Source organism: Actinomadura harenae (assembly GCF_003696215.1).
Lineage (GTDB): Bacteria > Actinomycetota > Actinomycetes > Streptosporangiales > Streptosporangiaceae > Spirillospora > Spirillospora harenae.
Genome location: NZ_RFFG01000007.1, coordinates 113718 through 130021, shown reverse-complemented (window position 1 = coordinate 130021; position 16304 = coordinate 113718). Strand labels below are relative to the sequence as shown.

The 16304-nt window shown below is 72.8% G+C and carries 13 protein-coding genes; all 13 read right to left on the bottom strand.

What is annotated here, in order from left to right:
- Nucleotides 1-31: 31 nt before the first annotated feature.
- The 13 genes from trmD to EBO15_RS05930 all read right to left on the bottom strand — a co-directional run bounded on the left by trmD (nt 32) and on the right by EBO15_RS05930 (nt 16262).
- Complete coding sequence (trmD, locus tag EBO15_RS05990) at nt 32-817, bottom strand: tRNA (guanosine(37)-N1)-methyltransferase TrmD (RefSeq protein WP_122193293.1); 786 nt, start codon at nt 815-817, stop codon at nt 32-34.
- 7 nt (nt 818-824) lie between these two features.
- Nucleotides 825-1346 (bottom strand): ribosome maturation factor RimM, encoded by a 522-nt coding sequence (gene rimM / locus EBO15_RS05985; RefSeq protein WP_233616003.1) that lies wholly within the window; start codon nt 1344-1346, stop codon nt 825-827.
- Nucleotides 1347-1929: 583 nt separating this feature from the next.
- A complete protein-coding gene (locus EBO15_RS05980) occupies nt 1930-2172 on the bottom strand; it encodes an RNA-binding protein (RefSeq protein WP_122193291.1) in 243 nt (80 codons plus the stop codon).
- A 1-nt stretch (nt 2173) separates the two neighbouring features.
- Complete coding sequence (gene rpsP, locus EBO15_RS05975; RefSeq protein WP_122193290.1) at nt 2174-2623, bottom strand: 30S ribosomal protein S16; 450 nt, start codon at nt 2621-2623, stop codon at nt 2174-2176.
- Between the two features lie 456 nt (nt 2624-3079).
- A complete protein-coding gene (gene ffh / locus EBO15_RS05970) occupies nt 3080-4639 on the bottom strand; it encodes a signal recognition particle protein (protein ID WP_122193289.1) in 1560 nt (519 codons plus the stop codon).
- Nucleotides 4640-4745: 106 nt separating this feature from the next.
- Entirely contained in the window at nt 4746-7202 is a 2457-nt protein-coding gene (locus EBO15_RS05965; RefSeq protein ID WP_122193288.1) for a [protein-PII] uridylyltransferase, read from the bottom strand.
- 8 nt (nt 7203-7210) lie between these two features.
- Nucleotides 7211-7555 carry a P-II family nitrogen regulator gene (locus tag EBO15_RS05960; RefSeq protein WP_456047863.1) on the bottom strand — a complete coding sequence of 115 codons (345 nt, stop codon included), beginning with the start codon at nt 7553-7555 and terminating at the stop codon, nt 7211-7213.
- Nucleotides 7552-8898 (bottom strand): ammonium transporter, encoded by a 1347-nt coding sequence (locus EBO15_RS05955; RefSeq protein WP_122193287.1) that lies wholly within the window; start codon nt 8896-8898, stop codon nt 7552-7554. The genes EBO15_RS05960 and EBO15_RS05955 overlap by 4 nt, the downstream gene beginning before the upstream one ends.
- A gap of 301 nt (nt 8899-9199) precedes the next feature.
- A complete protein-coding gene (gene ftsY, locus EBO15_RS05950; RefSeq protein WP_122193286.1) occupies nt 9200-10360 on the bottom strand; it encodes a signal recognition particle-docking protein FtsY in 1161 nt (386 codons plus the stop codon).
- A gap of 72 nt (nt 10361-10432) precedes the next feature.
- Complete coding sequence (locus tag EBO15_RS05945) at nt 10433-11302, bottom strand: glycoside hydrolase family 16 protein (RefSeq protein WP_122193285.1); 870 nt, start codon at nt 11300-11302, stop codon at nt 10433-10435.
- A gap of 130 nt (nt 11303-11432) precedes the next feature.
- The gene (gene smc, locus EBO15_RS05940) at nt 11433-15110 is read right to left on the bottom strand and encodes a chromosome segregation protein SMC (RefSeq protein ID WP_122193321.1); all 3678 of its coding nucleotides are present in this window, start codon (nt 15108-15110) and stop codon (nt 11433-11435) included.
- 467 nt (nt 15111-15577) lie between these two features.
- Nucleotides 15578-15775 carry a hypothetical protein gene (locus EBO15_RS05935; RefSeq protein ID WP_122193284.1) on the bottom strand — a complete coding sequence of 66 codons (198 nt, stop codon included), beginning with the start codon at nt 15773-15775 and terminating at the stop codon, nt 15578-15580.
- A 178-nt stretch (nt 15776-15953) separates the two neighbouring features.
- Nucleotides 15954-16262 carry an acylphosphatase gene (locus EBO15_RS05930; RefSeq protein ID WP_122193283.1) on the bottom strand — a complete coding sequence of 103 codons (309 nt, stop codon included), beginning with the start codon at nt 16260-16262 and terminating at the stop codon, nt 15954-15956.
- Between the last annotated feature and the right edge of the window lie 42 nt (nt 16263-16304).

Below are 16304 nucleotides of genomic sequence, written 5' to 3'. Positions count from 1 at the left end.
CGCCGTGCGTCACGAGCTACACGGCGACGCTCTAGTTTGCCATATCTTCGCCGTGCTCCGGAAAACCGGCCTCGGCGAGGATCTTCAGGTCGTGCTTGTCAAGCGTTTCGGGGGCGAGGCGTCCGAGCAGCTCGGGGCGGTTCTGGGCGGTCCGGCGCAGCGCCTGGTCGCGCCGCCAGCGGGCGATCGCGCCGTGGTTGCCCGACAGAAGGATCTCCGGGACGGCCCGCTCCCGCCACACCGGCGGCTTGGTGAAGACCGGGCCCTCCAGGAGCGATTCCATGGCTCCGGGGGCGAACGAGTCGTCGGCGACGGACTCGGCGTTCCCGAGGACGCCCGGGATGAGCCGTCCGATCGCCTCGACCATGACCAGGACGGCGACCTCTCCGCCCGCCAGCACGAAGTCGCCGAGGCTGACCTCGGACACCGGCATGCGGGTGGCGGCCTCCGCGACGACGCGGGAGTCGATGCCCTCGTAGCGTCCGCAGGCGAACAGGAGGTGGTCCTCGGCGGCGAGTTCGGCGGCCATGGCCTGGGTGAAGGGGCGCCCGGACGGGGTCGGCACCACGAGCCGCGGTGCCGGGCCGTCCGGCGGGGCGACGGCGTCCAGGGCCTCGCCCCAGGGCTCGGGCTTCATGACCATGCCGGGGCCGCCGCCGTACGGGGTGTCGTCGACGGTGCGGTGCCGGTCGTGCGTCCAGGACCGCAGGTCGTGGACGTGGACGTCGAGGAGGCCGGTCCGGCGGGCCTTGCCGATCAGCGAGACGTCCAGGGGGGCGAAGTACTCGGGGAAGATGCTGATGATGTCGAGTCGCATCGGGGGGTCAGTCCTCGTCCAGCAGGCCGGCGGGCGGGTCGATGACGAGGCGGCCGCCCTCGACGTCCACCTCGGGGACGAGCGCGGCGACGAACGGCACGAGGAGCTCGCCGCGGCCGCCGCCGGCACGGCGGATGACCAGCAGGTCCTGGCCGTGGTGGCGGACGTCGGTGACCTCGCCCACGGCGGTGCCCTCGACGGTGCTGACGGCCAGGCCGACCAGCTGCGCGTCGTGGAAGTCGTCGGGGTCGTCCGATTCGGGGATGTCGTCGGCGTCCACGACGAGCCAGGTGCCGCGCAGGGCCTCGGCGCCGTCCCGGCCGGTGACGCCCGCGAAGCGGACGAGCAGCCGCCCGGAGTGCCAGCGCGCCTGCTCGACGACCAGCGGGCCCGTCCCCGCGGGGTCGGTGGCGATCTCCGTGCCCGGCGCGAACCGCAGCCCCGGGTCGTCGGTCCGCACGTCCACGGTGTTGTCGCCGCGGACGCCGTGCGGACGCCCGATCCGGCCGATCACGATCCGTTCGGCCACGAGCCGTCCCTTCCAGATGATCGATGAACGTAACCCCGCGCCGCCGCCGTTCCGGCGGTCCGCGCGTCCCTGTGTCCGGCCTGCCGGCCGGCCTGTGTCCAGCCTGCCAGCCGGATCCCCATGCCCGGGACAACCGCGCCTTCGCCGCCGTCCCGTGATGGGGATGATCTCACCGGCGTCCGCCAGGATGATCATGCCCTCCCCCGCGGGGGCATGATCGGCGTCTTCGTGCGGGCGGCGATCGCGGGTGACCCCGTGATCGCCTTCCGACCCTGGTCCCCCGCGTGAGCGGGCGTGGCGCGAGGCCGTGAGAGGTCTGGTCGGCGCACCCGGCCGGGTGTGGCCGGGTAAACGCGATCCGAGCCGCCACGTCGTGAACGACATGGCGGCTCGGAATCGTTGTCGGGCCCGCGAGCGGATCCGTTATGACGTCCTCCCCCGCTAAGGGGCAGGTTCCGCCGTCACTCGGACGGCGGTGAAGTGGGCTCCCAAGGGGGCATGCCAAAGCATCGCCTTGGCGCGTCCCTACGGGCGGACGGCGGAACCGTCCGCGCGGGGAGCCCTGCGCCCGAGCCGTCCGGGGTCAGCGGACCTCGTTGACGTCGAGCAGGTCGACGCGCACGTAGCGGCCTCCGGAGAGGGCGCTGACGACCGTGCGCAGGGCCTTGGCGGTGCGACCGCTGCGGCCGATGACCTTGCCGAGGTCGTCGGGGTGCACACGCACCTCAAGGACCCGGCCGCCCCTGATGCGGCGGGCGCGGACCCGGACGTCGTCCGGGTTCTCCACGATCCCGCGCACCAGGTGCTCGAGCGCTTCTTCGAGCACGTCAGTCCTCGCTCTTGACTTCGGTCTCGGCGGACTCGGCGTCGGCCTTCTTGGCCTCGGCCTTCTTCTTCGGCTTGGCGGCCGGGGCGGCCGCGGCGTCGACGTCGCCCATCGACTCCTTGACGGCGGCCTCGAAGACGGCCTTCTTGTCCGGCTTCGGCTCGGCCTTGCGCAGGGTGCCCTCGGCGCCCGGCTCGCCCTTGAACTTCTGCCAGTCGCCGGTGACCTTGAGCAGGCTCAGCACCGGCTCGGTCGGCTGCGCGCCGACGCCCAGCCAGTACTGCGCGCGCTCGGAGTCGATCTCGATGAGCGACGGCTCCTGCTTCGGCTGGTAGAGGCCGATCTCCTCGATGGCGCGACCGTCCCGCTTGGTGCGGGAGTCGGCGACGACGATCCGGTACTGCGGGTTCCGGATCTTCCCCAGACGCTTGAGCTTGATCTTGACTGCCACGGGTGTGGTGTTCTCCAGACTTGGTACAGGCGAGATTGGCCGCACCAGGTGGGGACACCGGCGACCGGCCAACTCTGTGGACTCCGGGCGCGCGAGACGAGAGAGGGCGCCAGCGCGATTCCCGGGGTTTCCAGCCTGCCATTCTGCCAGACGTTCGCGGAAAAAGCGCAATCGGACGATGACACGCGGCCACTCCGTCGGCAAAGCCCACCTGACCTGCGTGAACGTTCCGCCCAGAACGCCCGTCCGAACCATCGCTCCCAGGACGCCCAGGGCCCTCGGAAATAAGGCGAATCGGCGCGCACGGACATCCGTGACCACGAACCGCCCACATGTCCGGCGTCCCCGCCACGTCAGATACCTCACAGACGGTGGAACGGCGAACGCCGCGTCCCGCGGAGGAGCGGAGCGCGGCGTTCGCGGTGACCTGGGTCACCGTGTTCGCGGTGGCGCGGGCTACTTCTGCTTGCCGCCGCCGAGGTCGCCGAGGTCGGGCATCTGGAAGCCGGGCGGGAGCTGCTTGGCGAGGCCGGGCGGGAGCTGGCCGCCGAGGCCCGGCGGGAGTCCCTGGGGCAGGGCGTCGGGCTGGCCGTCCGCGGGCTGCTTGCCGACGGCGCGCTTGCGCGGGTCGCCGCTGCGCCGCTTGCCCTTCTTCTTGGCGGCCTTCTGGGCCTGCTTGGCGCGGCGGCGGCCCGGCATGCCGGGGAAGCCCATGTTGCCGGCCATCGCGCGGACCATCTTCTGCGCGTCGAAGAACCGGGTGACCAGGCTGGACACCTCGCCGACCTGGACGCCGGAGCCCTTGGCGATGCGGGCCCGGCGCGAGCCGTTGATGATCTTCGGGTTGGACCGCTCGTCCGGGGTCATGGAGCGGATGATCGCGGCGACCCGGTCCAGGTCCTTGTCGTCGATCTGGGAGATCTGGTCCCGGACCTGGCCCATGCCCGGCATCATCCCGAGCAGGTTGCCGATCGGCCCGAGCTTGCGGATCATCATCATCTGCTCGAGGAAGTCCTCGAGCGTGAAGTCCTCGCCGGACGCGAACTTCGTGGTCATCTTCTCGGCCTGCTGGGTGTCGAACGCCTGCTCGGCCTGCTCGATCAGGGTGAGGATGTCACCCATGTCGAGGATGCGCCCGGCCATCCGGTCCGGGTGGAAGACGCTGAAGTCGTCCAGCTTCTCGCCGGTGGACGCGAACATGATCGGGCGGCCGGTGATGTGCCGCACCGACAGGGCCGCGCCGCCTCGGGCGTCGCCGTCGAGCTTGGTGAGGACGACGCCGTCGAAGCCGACGCCGTCCAGGAACGCCTGCGCGGTGTTCACCGCGTCCTGGCCGACCATGGCGTCGACGACGAAGAGGATCTCGTCGGGCGTGACCGCGTCGCGGATGTCGATGGCCTGCTGCATCATCTCCGCGTCCACGCCGAGGCGGCCCGCGGTGTCGATGATGACCATGTCGTGCTGGGCGTGCCGGGCCTGCTCGATGGAGCGGCGCGCCACGTCCACCGGGTCGCCGACGCCGGAGCCGGGCTCGGGGGCGAAGACCTGCACGCCGGCGCGCTCGCCGACGACCTGCAGCTGCTGGACGGCGTTGGGGCGCTGGAGGTCGGCCGCGACCAGCAGCGGCGCGTGCCCCTCCTTCTTCAGGTGCCGGGCGAGCTTGCCCGCGAGGGTGGTCTTGCCGGCGCCCTGCAGACCCGCGAGCATGATCACGGTCGGCGGGTTCTTGGCCAGGTTCAGCCGCCGGGTCTCGCCGCCGAGGATGCCGATGAGCTCCTCGTTGACGATCTTGACGACCTGCTGGGCCGGGTTGAGCGCCTGGGAGACCTCCGCGCTCGCGGCGCGCTCCTTGATCCGCGCGATGAAGTCCTTCACCACGGGCAGCGCGACGTCGGCCTCGAGCAGCGCGACGCGGATCTCGCGGGCCGTCGCGTTGATGTCGGCCTCGGAGAGCCGGCCCTTGCTGCGCAGCGACGAGAAAACCGTCGTCAACCGGTCGGAGAGCGTCTCGAACACGTGTGGACCCGTCCTTGGAAAGCTTCGTGGGATCGCCTATCAGACTATCGGGTCACGCGCCGGGTCCCGCCCTGTCCGAATTTCGGACTTGTCCGGCCTGTCGTGATCAGTGCAGGGACGCCAGGACGTGGTCGCGGACGGACGCGGCGGACTTCCCCGGCGGACGGTGGCCGGCGGGGAGGGGGAGGCCCTCGGCGTCCACGACGTAGAAGGCGTCGACGGCCTCGGCGCCCAGGGTGTCGACGCGGGCGGCGATCACCTGGAGGCCGCATTCGCCGAGCGCCTGGCCGACGCGCCACAGCAGGCCGGGGCGGTCGTGGGCGCGGACCTCGACGACGGTCGCGCTCTCCGACGCGTCGGGGACGATCGTGACGCGCGGCGGCGGGACGGCCGCTCCGGGCCGGATCCGGACGGACCGGGCCCGGCGTTCGAGGCGGTCGGCGACGTCGAGCCGCCCGGCCAGCATGCGGCGGAGATCGGACTCCAGCGCGGCCGGGTCGGGCGGATCGCCGAACTCCGGGACGGCCGTGAAGTCGAGCACGGCGGTCGGTGTCATGGTGGTCGGCGTCACAGGGGTCGGGCTCACAGAGGTCGGCGTCATGGTGGTCGGCGTCACGGCGGTTCCCTCCGCTTCGGCCTTCGGGCCGGTCGCGGAGACGGTCCTCGCCGTCCGGACGGCGAGGCGGTGCAGGGCCAGGACGCCCGCCGCCCGCCAGAGCAGGCCCGGACGGTCGGGTGCGACGATCATGATCCGGGAGCCCTGGACCCGGACGGCCGCGCCGTCGTGCCTGGCCAGGGCCAGGGTTTCCGGGCCCAGGGACGGCGCGGGCGGCAGCGTCCCGCCCGCGAGCGACATCAGCGCGCGCCGGGCCAGTTCGGCCACGAGGCGGGCCTTCCAGGAGCCCCAGGCGGCGGGGCCGGTGGCCTGGCCGTCCGCGATCGCGAGGGCGGCGAGCAGTTCGAGGACGTCGCGCTCCCTCCCCGGGGCCTGGCGGGCGGCGGCCAGGACGGTCTCGATCGTCCTGGGGTCGTCGATGTCGCGGCGGGTCGCGGTCTCGGGCAGCAGGAGATGGTGCCGGACGACGGTCTCCAGCACCCGCGCGTCGCCCGGTGGGAAGCCCATCCGGGCGGCGGCGTCGCGCGCCACGACCGCGCCGCAGACCGAGTGGTCACCGGGCCAGCCCTTGCCGATGTCGTGCAGGAGCGCGCCGGCGAGCAGCAGGTCGGGGCGGGCGACCTCGCGGGTCAGCGCGGCGGCCCCGGCGGCGGTCTCGACGAGGTGGCGGTCCACGGTGAAGCGGTGCACGGGGTTGCGCTGCGGCCGGTTCCGGACACGCTCCCAGTCGGGCAGCAGCCGGACGACCAGGCCGACCTGGTCGAGGGCCTCCCAGACGCCGATGGCGGCGGGACCCGCTCCCAGCAGCGCGATCAGGGCGTCGCGGGCCTCCGGCGGCCACGGCGCGCCGGGCAGGGCGGCGCGCTCGGCGAGCGTGTGCACGGTCGCGGGAGCGAGGGGCAGGCCGTTCTGCGCGGCGGACGCGGCGACGCGGAGGACCAGCGCTGGGTCCGCCAGGTCGGCGCCGCGGGCGAGGACGACCTCGCCGTCCTGCTCGACGGCGCCGTCGCCGACGGGGCGCCGCCGGGGTCCGGCGCGTCCGGCGCGTCCCGTGCGGGGGCGGGTGAACCGGTCGACGCGCCTCCGGACCTGGTCGTCGGCGTGGGTGATCGTCCGGGCGGCCGTGGCGACCGCGCGGAGCAGGACGTCGGCGTCGAGCATGCCGAGTGCCGTGGCGACGGCCTCCTGCTCTTGGAGGACGAGCCGGTCGGACGGGCGGCCGGTGGTCGCGTGCAGCGCGTGCCGGACGTCCAGCAGCAGGTCGTGGGCCTCGCGGACCCGTCCGTCGGGCGCGGGGGCCACCCAGGACGCGGCGACGGCGTTCATGACCTCCACGTCGCGGAGCCCGCCGCGCGCCTCCTTCAGGTCGCCCTCCAGAAGGAACGCCAGCTCGCCCTGGGCGTCCCAGCGTTCCCGGCAGAGGGCGCCGAGCTCGGCGAGCCGCCGCCGCGCGTCCACCCGCCAGTCGGCGAGGACGGCCGCGCGGACCTCGTCCACGAGCGCGCGGTCACCGGCGACGCGGCGCGGCGCGAGCAGGCCGAGCGCGGCCTTCATGTCGTCGCGGGCGACCGTCCGCGCCTCCTGGACGGTCCGGACCGAGTGGTCGAGCCGCAGCCCGGCGTCCCAGATCGGGTACCAGATCCGGTCGGCGATCTCCGCGACGTCGCCGCGTCCGCGGTGCAGGAGCACCAGGTCGAGGTCGCCGCCGGGCGTCAGCTCGCGCCGCGCGTGGCTCCCGACCGCGACCAGCGCCACATCGGCCGGACCCGCGGACGGCCTCCCTTCCGTCGCCTCGGAGAAGAGCCTGGTCAGGCGCTTGTCGAGGTCGGAGCCACGGGTGGCCCTGGCGGCGGCCAGGGCCACCCGGACCCGGGGCGCGGACCCGGCCGGAGCACCGGGCGCGGCAACGGCGGGAGCGGGTTCGGGCCCTTCCTGGGTGAGGGGCACGCGGCGGCCTAAAGGGCGTCCGGGCCGGTCTCGCCGGTGCGGACGCGGACGACCGTGTCCACCGGGACGGCCCAGACCTTCCCGTCACCGATCTTGTCGGTGCGGGCGGCCTTGACGATGACGTCGATGATGTCGTGCGCGTCCTCGTCGTCCACCAGGACCTCGACGCGGAGCTTCGGCACCAGGTCGACCTTGTACTCGGCGCCCCGGTAGACCTCGGTGTGGCCCTTCTGGCGGCCGAAGCCGCTGGCCTCGCTGACGGTGAGGCCGCGGACCCCGAACGCCTCCAGCGCCGCCTTGACCTCGTCGAGCTTGAACGGCTTGATCACCGCGGTGATGAGCTTCACGGTCACGCCTCCACCTTCGTCTCGGCGGACGCTCCGCCGGTGGTCACCGGGCCTGACGCCACGGAGGCGTGGCCGGTGCGGACGACCGAGCCGGCGCCCGCCGGGGCGAGATCGTAGGCGGTCTCGGCGTGCGTGGTGAGGTCCACGCCGGTCGCCTCGTCCTCCTCGTCGATCCGGAAGCCCAGGGTCTTGTCGATCACGGTGCCGATCACCCAGGCCATCCCGAACGAGTACAGGCCGATCACGACCGGCCCGAGCACCTGGAGGCCGAGCTGGTGGACGCCGCCGCCGTAGAACAGGCCCTTATGCTGCGAGGTCAGCGCCGGGTAGGCGGCCAGGAAGCCGAGCGAGACCGCGCCGACCGCGCCGCCGACCAGGTGGACGCCGACCACGTCGAGCGAGTCGTCGTAGCCGAGCCGGTACTTCAGGCCGATCGCGTAGGCGCAGACGGCGCCCGCGACCAGGCCGAGGACGATCGCGGCCCACGGGTCGACGAACCCGCACGCGGGGGTGATCGCGACCAGGCCCGCGACCGCGCCGGACGCCGCGCCGAGCGTGGTGGCGTGGCCGTCCCGGAGCTTCTCGACGATCAGCCAGGCCCCGGCCGCGACCGCGGTCGCGATCTGGGTGTTCATGAACGCCAGGCCGGTGGTCGTGTCGACGCCGATCTCCGAGCCCGCGTTGAACCCGAACCAGCCGAACCACAGGATCGCGACGCCGAGCAGCACGAACGGCAGGTTGTGCGGACGCATCGGCTCCTTGGGCCAGCCGCGCCGCTTACCGAGGACGAGCGCCAGCGCGAGCCCGGCCGCGCCCGCGTTGACGTGGACGACCGTCCCGCCCGCGAAGTCCTCGATGCCGAGCTTGTTCAGCCAGCCGGTGCCCCACACCCAGTGCGCGACCGGGAAGTACACCAGCGACGCCCACACGACCGTGAAGGCCATCCACGCCCCGAACTTGGCCCGGTCGGCGATCGCCCCGCTGATCAGCGCGACCGTGATGATCGCGAAGGTGAGCTGGAAGGCCGAGTAGACCAGCAGCGGGATGTTGTGGTCGGGGCTGGTGCCCTGCTGGATCGCGGTGACCGTCCCTTTCAGCCCGACCGCGCCGAATCCGCCGAGGAACTTGTTGAGGAAGGAGCTGCCGTTGTCGGTGAAGGCGATGGAGTGGCCGAAGAGCACCCACAGAACGGTCACGCTGATGATGCTGCCGAACGACATCATCATCATGTTCAGCACGCTTTTCGCGCGCGTCATGCCGCCGTAGAAGAACGCGAGCCCGGGGGTCATGAACAGCACCAGCGCCGTGGCGGCCAGCATCCAGGCCGTCGCGCCTGTATCGATCTTCATCTCGGGGGATGCCCCTCCTCGACCGGGAACGTGGACTGGGCAAAAGATTCCGGCGCGGCCGTTTCGCCTGTTCGGCTCCCGTGTTTCGGCGGTGTGAAACCCCGTCGCGGCGTGTTGCGCGGGTGTTTCGGAATCCTCACCGACTGCCCGGTTAGGACAGGGGTTTCGAGCGTTTCCGCCAGCCCTTTCCCTACGAAAGACCCCACCGGTCGGGTGACCGGTGGGGTCTGGTGTCGTGACGGGACGGCGGACGATCCGCCGGTGGGTCTCCGCCGGAAGGCCGGCGGAGCCCCATGGACGATCAGTCGCCGAGGATGGCGTCCACGAACGCGCCGGGCTCGAACGGGGCCAGGTCGTCCGGGCCCTCGCCGAGGCCGACGAGCTTGACCGGGACGCCCAGCTCGCGCTGCACCTGGACGACGATGCCGCCCTTGGCGGTGCCGTCCAGCTTGGTCAGCGCGATGCCGGTGATGTTGACGACCTCGGCGAACACGCGGGCCTGCTGCATGCCGTTCTGGCCGGTGGTGGCGTCGAGGACGAGCAGCACCTCGTCGACCGCGGCCTGCTTCTCCACGACCCGCTTGACCTTGCCGAGCTCGTCCATGAGGCCGGTCTTGGTGTGCAGCCGGCCGGCGGTGTCGATGATCACCGTGTCGACCTTGGCGTCGATGCCCTGCTTGACCGCGTCGAACGCGACCGAGGCCGGGTCGGCGCCCTCGTCCTTGCGGACGACCTGCGCGCCGACCCGCTCGCCCCAGGTCTGCAGCTGGTCGGCGGCGGCGGCGCGGAAGGTGTCGGCCGCGCCGAGGACGACGGTCTGGCCGTCCCCGACCAGGACGCGGGCGAGCTTGCCGGTCGTGGTGGTCTTGCCGGTGCCGTTGACGCCGACGACCATGAGCACGGCGGGCTTCTCGCCGTGCCGCTGGGTGTGGAGCGAGCGGTCGAGGTCGGGGCCGATCTGCTTGACCAGCTCCTCGTGCAGCAGGGCGCGGACCTCCGCGGGCGTGCGGCTGCCGAGCACCTGGACGCGGGTGCGCAGGTCGTCGGTGATCTGACGGGCCACCGAGACGCCGATGTCGGCGCCGATCAGGGTGTCCTCGATCTCGTCCCACGCGTCGTCGTCGAGATGGTCGCGGGACAGGAGGCCGAGCAGCGTCTTGCCGAAGGTGTTCTGGGACCGGGCGAGCCGGGCGCGCAGCCGGACCAGCCGGCCGGCGGACGGCGGCGGGACCTCGATCTCCGGCTTGGGCGGCGCGGCGGGCGCCGGTGGGGCCCGTTCCACCGTCGGGGCGGCCTGATCCTCCTCCGGCGGCGCGGTGGTGGTCGCGCCTGCCTGGATGTCGGGCCGCTCCGCTGGTTCGACGGGAGCTTGGGGCTTGCGGCGGCCGGGCCGCAAGAACATCACGCCGCCCACGATCAACGCGAGGACGGCCAGCCCGGCGATGAGGATCACGTATTCCATAGCGGGTCCAGTTTTCCAGACGGCCGCCGATGCCCCGTACCGCAGCGCCGGATGGGACGCCTTTCAGTCCCGTCAGCGCCGATACATGCGGATCCAGTCGACCTGGAGCGTCGCGGGGGCGTTCCTCCTGATACCGCGCGCGGTGTGGCGAGCGTCTCGCGGGAACCAGTCGAGCTGGATCGTCTGCCCCATCCGCCCGTGCGGCAGGGCGTCGCGGCGGGTGGTGTGGAACCAGCGCCTGCCGTCCACGAAGCCGCTGACCCAGGTGTTCGTCCATTCGACGGCGAACGCGTGCCAGCGGGTCAGGTCGACGTGGACCTGACCGGAAACCTGCTGGTCCTTGCGCGTGGAGCCGTAGTGCAGGAAGAACTCCGCGGTCCGGCGGGTGCCGTTGTCGGCGACCTCCAGCCAGTCCACCTCGCCGCCACCGCCGTTCGGGGCGTTTCCCCCGCGTGCGCGCGTAGGCCACAGCAGGAGGACGGGGTGGTAGGCGGCGGAGGCCCGGGACATCCGGACGCGGGCCTCCCAGCGGCCGGTGTGCTGCGAACCGCGTTTCCAGGCCACGCCGCCGGTCGTGCCGTCCGGGCGTCCGGTGATCGTGAGGACGCCGTTCCGGACGCCGACCGCGCGGGGGCTGCGGTGTCCTTTGCCGTCCTGACCTGGGCCGTCGTAGACCTCCCAGGCGCGTCGGTCGAGCCGCTCCCCACGGAAGTCGTCGGACGCGACCGGCCTGCCCCAGTGGAACCGGTAGGCGGCCGTGGCCGGGCGTCCGTGCGGTGGACGCCACGGAGGCGCCGGTCTCCCCGGCGAACGGCCCGTCCCCTTGCTCGGGGGTGAGGACGAGCCGTCCTGCCGGCCCTGTTCCGGACCTCGGCAGTGACCACCGGGCGCGAGGAACACGGCCGGAATGATGACGGCGATGATCAGTGATCGGAGCCGCATGGCCACGTTAGGACGTTACGGAGTCCGGCCTAGATCGCGCCTCCCCCGGTTCCTCGATTCTCGGGAAAGAAAACCATCCGCAGGCAAAGTCCACCCAGATCACTGAGGTTTATGCACCACTTGACCGGATCTAGACGGGCGCGGGGGCGGGCTCCGGTTCGTCGCGGACGAGGCGCTGGCTGACCACCTGCGTGACGCCGTCGCCCCGCATCGACACGCCGTAGAGGGCGTCCGCGCCCTCCATCGTCCGCTTCTGGTGGGTGATGACGATGAGCTGGGACGACTCGCGCAGCTCCTCGAAGACCCTGATGAGCCGCTGGGTGTTGGTGTCGTCGAGCGCCGCCTCCACCTCGTCCAGGACGTAGAACGGGGACGGGCGGGCCTTGAACACCGCGACGAGGAACGCGATCGCGACCAGCGACCGCTCGCCGCCGGACAGCAGCGACAGCCGCTTGACCTTCTTGCCGGGCGGACGGGCCGAGACCTCGACGCCCGTGGTGAGCATGTCGTCGGGCTCGGTGAGCGACAGGCTGCCCTCGCCGCCGGGGAACAGCCGCGCGAAGATCCGCTCGAACTCGCGCTCGGTGTCGGCGTAGGCGGACGCGAACACCTGCTGCACCCGGTCGTCCACCTCCTTGACGACCAGCAGCAGGTCACGGCGGGTCTTCTTGAGGTCCTCCAGCTGCGAGGTCAGGAACGCGTGCCGCTCCTCCAGCGCCGCGAACTCCTCCAGCGCGAGCGGGTTGATCTTGCCGAGCTGGTTCAGCTCGCGCTCGGCCTTCTTCGCCCGCTTCTCCTGCGTGGGACGGTCGTACGGCAGCGGCCTGGCGTCCTCGGCCGCCTCCGGACCCGGCGGGACGTCCTGGTCGGGCCCGTACTCGCCGACCAGCGCGTCGACCTCGAGGCCGAACTCCTCCAGCGCGCGCTGCTCCAGCTGCTCCAGCCGCAGACGCTGCTCGGCGCGCGCGACCTCGTTGCCGTGGACGACGTTGACCAGGCGTTCCAGCATCGACGACAGCTCGCGCACCTGCGTCCGGATCACCCGGAGCTCCGACTCGCGGGCGGCGCGCGCCTCCTCGGCCGCCTCGCGCTGCGTGACGGCCGCGGCGAGCGAGTGCTCGATGCGCGCCAGCGCGGCCAGCGACCCCTGGTGCACCGCCTCGGCGATCTTCGCCTGCTGCTCGCGGCGGGCGCGGCGGCGGGCCGCGCGGGCGCGCTCCTCGCGCTCGCGGCGGGCTCCGTGTTCGAGGGCGTCGGCGCGTCCGGAGATGGCCTGGACGCGCTCCTCGGCCGTGCGGACCGTCAGCCGCGCCTCCATCTCGGACGAGCGCAGCTCCTGCACGCGCGCGGACAACTCGTCGCGCGCGGACGTGTCCTCGCCGACCTCGTCGGCGACGTTGGCGGCCTCCTCGGCCTCCTCCAGCCGCATCGCGAGGTCCTCGGCGGCCTGGAGGTCCGCCTCGCGGGACTCGGCGGCCGCGTCGAGCGCCTTGCCCAGCCGCTCGACCTCGCCACTCGCGGCCCGGACGTCCGCCTCCAGCCGCGCTGCGCGCTTCGCCTCCTGTGCGGCCTGTGACTCGACCTCGCGCACGCGCGCGCGAATGCGGTCGAGCTCCGCCTGGGCGGCGTTGACAACGGCCTGGGCCTCCCCCACCGCGACCTGCGACGCGTCCAGGGAGAGCTGCGCCTGCTGCTCGGCCTCGGTCGTCTCCGTGAGGTCGTCGGCGCTGCGCTCGGCGGCGGTCTCGGCGGCCTCCAGGTCGGCGGTGGCCTCGTCCAGCGTGGCGCGCATCCGAAGGATCGACTGCCCGCCGTCCGCGCCGCCGCCCTGCGCCCAGTGCGCGCCCACGAGGTCGCCGTCGCCGGACACGACGCGCAGCGACGGATGGGTCCGGACGAGCTTGGCCGCGGACGTCACGTCGTCGGCGACCGCGACGTCCCGCAGCAGGAACTCCATCGCGGGACGCACCGCGTCCGGGACGGTCACCGCGTCGATCGCGTAGTCGACGCCCGGAATCCGGTCGAACGCGTCGGGCACGCCCGAACCACCGACGAGCAGCCCGGCGCGTCCCGCGTCCTTCGCGCGCAGCAGCGTCAGCGCGGCCTCGGCCGTGTCGAGCGAGCCGACGGCGATCGCCTGGGTGGCGTCGCCGAGCGCCGCGGCGACGGCCGTCTCGTACCCCGGGCGGACGGTCAGCAGCGACGCGACCGTGCCGAGGACGCCGTCCAGCCCGGACGCGAGCAGCGCCTCACCGCCGTCCGCGGCCGACGCGAGCGTCAGGTTCAGGGCCTCGATGCGGGCCTGGAGGGCGGTCACGCGCTTCTGCGCGGCCTGGTCGGCGGACCGGGCGGCCGACACCGCGGCGCGCGCCTCCTTCAGCGCCTGGCGCGGGACGTCCACGGCGGCGCGGGCGGTCTCGGTGGTCTCCTTCGCGGCGTCCAGCAGCTCCTGGGCGGCGTCGTGCTCGGCGGCGAGCGCCGGGTCCTCGACGACCTCGGCCTCGAACGCCTCGAACTCGGTCCGTGCGGTCGCGGCGCGCTGCTCGGCGTCGGCGCGCGCGGCCGACAGGCGGCCGATCTCCGACTGCCCGGCCTGCGCCTTGCTTCGGAGCGCCTCGACACGTCCGCGCAGCCGGGCCAGCTCCTCGCGGCGGTCGGCGGCGGCGCGCGCGGCGGACTGGAGGCGGCGCTCCTCGCTGTTCAGGCCCTCCTCCGCGTCGGACCGTTCGCGCACGGCCTCGTCCAGGCCGTCCTGGGCCTCCTCGAGAGCCTCGCGGAGCATGTCCTCCTGCTCGCGGATCTCGGCGGCCTCGCGCTCCATGTCCTCGGGGTCGCGGCCCCGGCGCTCCTCGTCGCGCGCCTCGGCCGCGTTCCGGTGCCGCTCGGCGGCCAGGTCGGCGACGCCGCGCAGCCGCTCCTTCAGCGACGACAGCTGGTACCAGGTGTCCTGGACGAGCGCCAGCTTCGGGGCCTGCTCGGCCTCCTCCGCCTCCAGCACGCCCTCGCGTTCCTGCGCCTCGGCGAGCGCCCGCTCGGTCTCGACGCGCCGCCCGCGGATCTGCGCCTCGTCGGCGGCCTCGCGCTCCAGCCTCGTCCGCAGCGTGACCAGGTCGTCGGCCAGCAGCCGCAGCCGCGCGTCGCGCAGGTCGGCCTGGATGACGGCGGCGCGGCGGGCGATCTCGGCCTGCCGTCCGAGCGGCTTGAGCTGGCGGCGCAGCTCGCCGACCAGGTCCTGGACGCGGGTGAGGTTGGCCTGCATCGCGTCCAGCTTCCGCAGCGCCTTCTCCTTGCGCTTGCGGTGCTTCAGGACGCCCGCGGCCTCCTCGATCACCGCGCGGCGGCCCTCCGACCCGGCGTGCAGCACCCGGTCCAGCTGGCCCTGCCCGATGATCACGTGCATCTCGCGGCCGATGCCGGAGTCCGACAGCAGCTCCTGGATGTCCAGCAGCCGGCAGGAGTCGCCGTTGATCGCGTACTCCGACTGGCCGGACCGGAACATCAGCCGGCTGATGGTGACCTCGGTGTAGTCGATCGGCAGGGCGCCGTCGGAGTTGTCGATGGTCAGCACGACCTCGGCGCGGCCCAGCGGCGGACGGTTCGCGGTGCCCGCGAAGATCACGTCCTCCATCTTGCCGCCGCGCAGCGACTTGGCCCCCTGCTCGCCCATCACCCAGGCGAGCGCGTCCACGACATTGGACTTGCCGGACCCGTTCGGGCCGACCACGGCGGTGATCCCGGGCTCGAACTTCAGGGTGGTGGACGACGCGAACGACTTGAACCCGCGCAGGGTCAGGGTCTTCAGGTACACGCGCTCGCCGTCCTCCTCCGGGTTCGCGGTCGGGGAGCGGCACATCGCGTCATGTCGCGTCGCGCCGGACGGCGCCGGGCGGGCTCGCTCACCCCCGTGGCCCGCCGGGCGAACGCCCGCGAGCCTGTCGAACGATACCGGCAGAGGACGCCGGGACCCCGCATCCGCGCGGCCGTTCTCCGCCGAAGTGCCGCCAATATGCCGCGATCGGCCACATCACGCCACGCCGACCCGGCGGCCAGGGGCCTCGCCGGACAGCCCGAAGGCACGCCCGGGAGCCGGGCGCGCCGGTGGACATCGTGCTGGACTGCGGCAGCCACGGCGCCCACCGGCGTCCGAGAAACGGGCCTATCCCCAAATGCAGGTCAAGAAGTCCGAATCAGGGGCCGAGGGCACTGCGGGAAAGAACAAGGGACGCCATGGGAAACGGCGTCCCTGCCTTGACTGACATGAAAAAGCGGCGCCGATCAGGTCAGCGCCGGTTCGCGATCCTTCACTCCGAGCGACACCATGTCGCCCTCGGCGGCCGTCGCGAGCGCGTCGTTCTCCTCCTGGAGCCGGACGAGCTCGGCCTCCAGATCACGTACGCGCTGCTGCAGGCGCCGCATCTCCGCGACCATCCGGGGGTCGGGACCGCCGACGTGGCCGAGTAGAGCCTTCGCCATGACTAAGGGTCCTCCACGCTGAGTAACCAGCAGGAATCGCGCACGGGAAGTAACTGGATTCGGTGCGCGTATCATCTAGAGTCGCACCGGCACGAGTCCTGGTCAAGACGGACATCACAGGCCGGTAACAACCTGTCGTCCCCAGTTTAGCAGGATCAAACCGGAATTCCCTACCCGGTCAGCGTTCCTCGAAACCGGAGACCCCACCACGCGGCTCGCTCCACCGCTCCACCACCGAGGCCACGCGTCCCGGACGCGCCGGAAGCCCCGATTCGGGCCGGGCGTCGGGCCGGAGCAGCTCCAGCAGCCGGTCACAGGCCGTACGCGGACCTTCGGCGTTCACCTCGACGCGGCCGTCCCGCAGATTCGACGCGCTCCCCACGAGCCCCAGCTCCAACGCGCGGGCCCGCACCCACCAGCGGAACCCGACCCCCTGGACGTGACCGCGCACCCACGCGGTCAGCCGCACGTCCGGTTCGTCCGACATCTCGTCTCCCGGTCTCGGTGGCGCCACCTCGGAAGCGCCGTC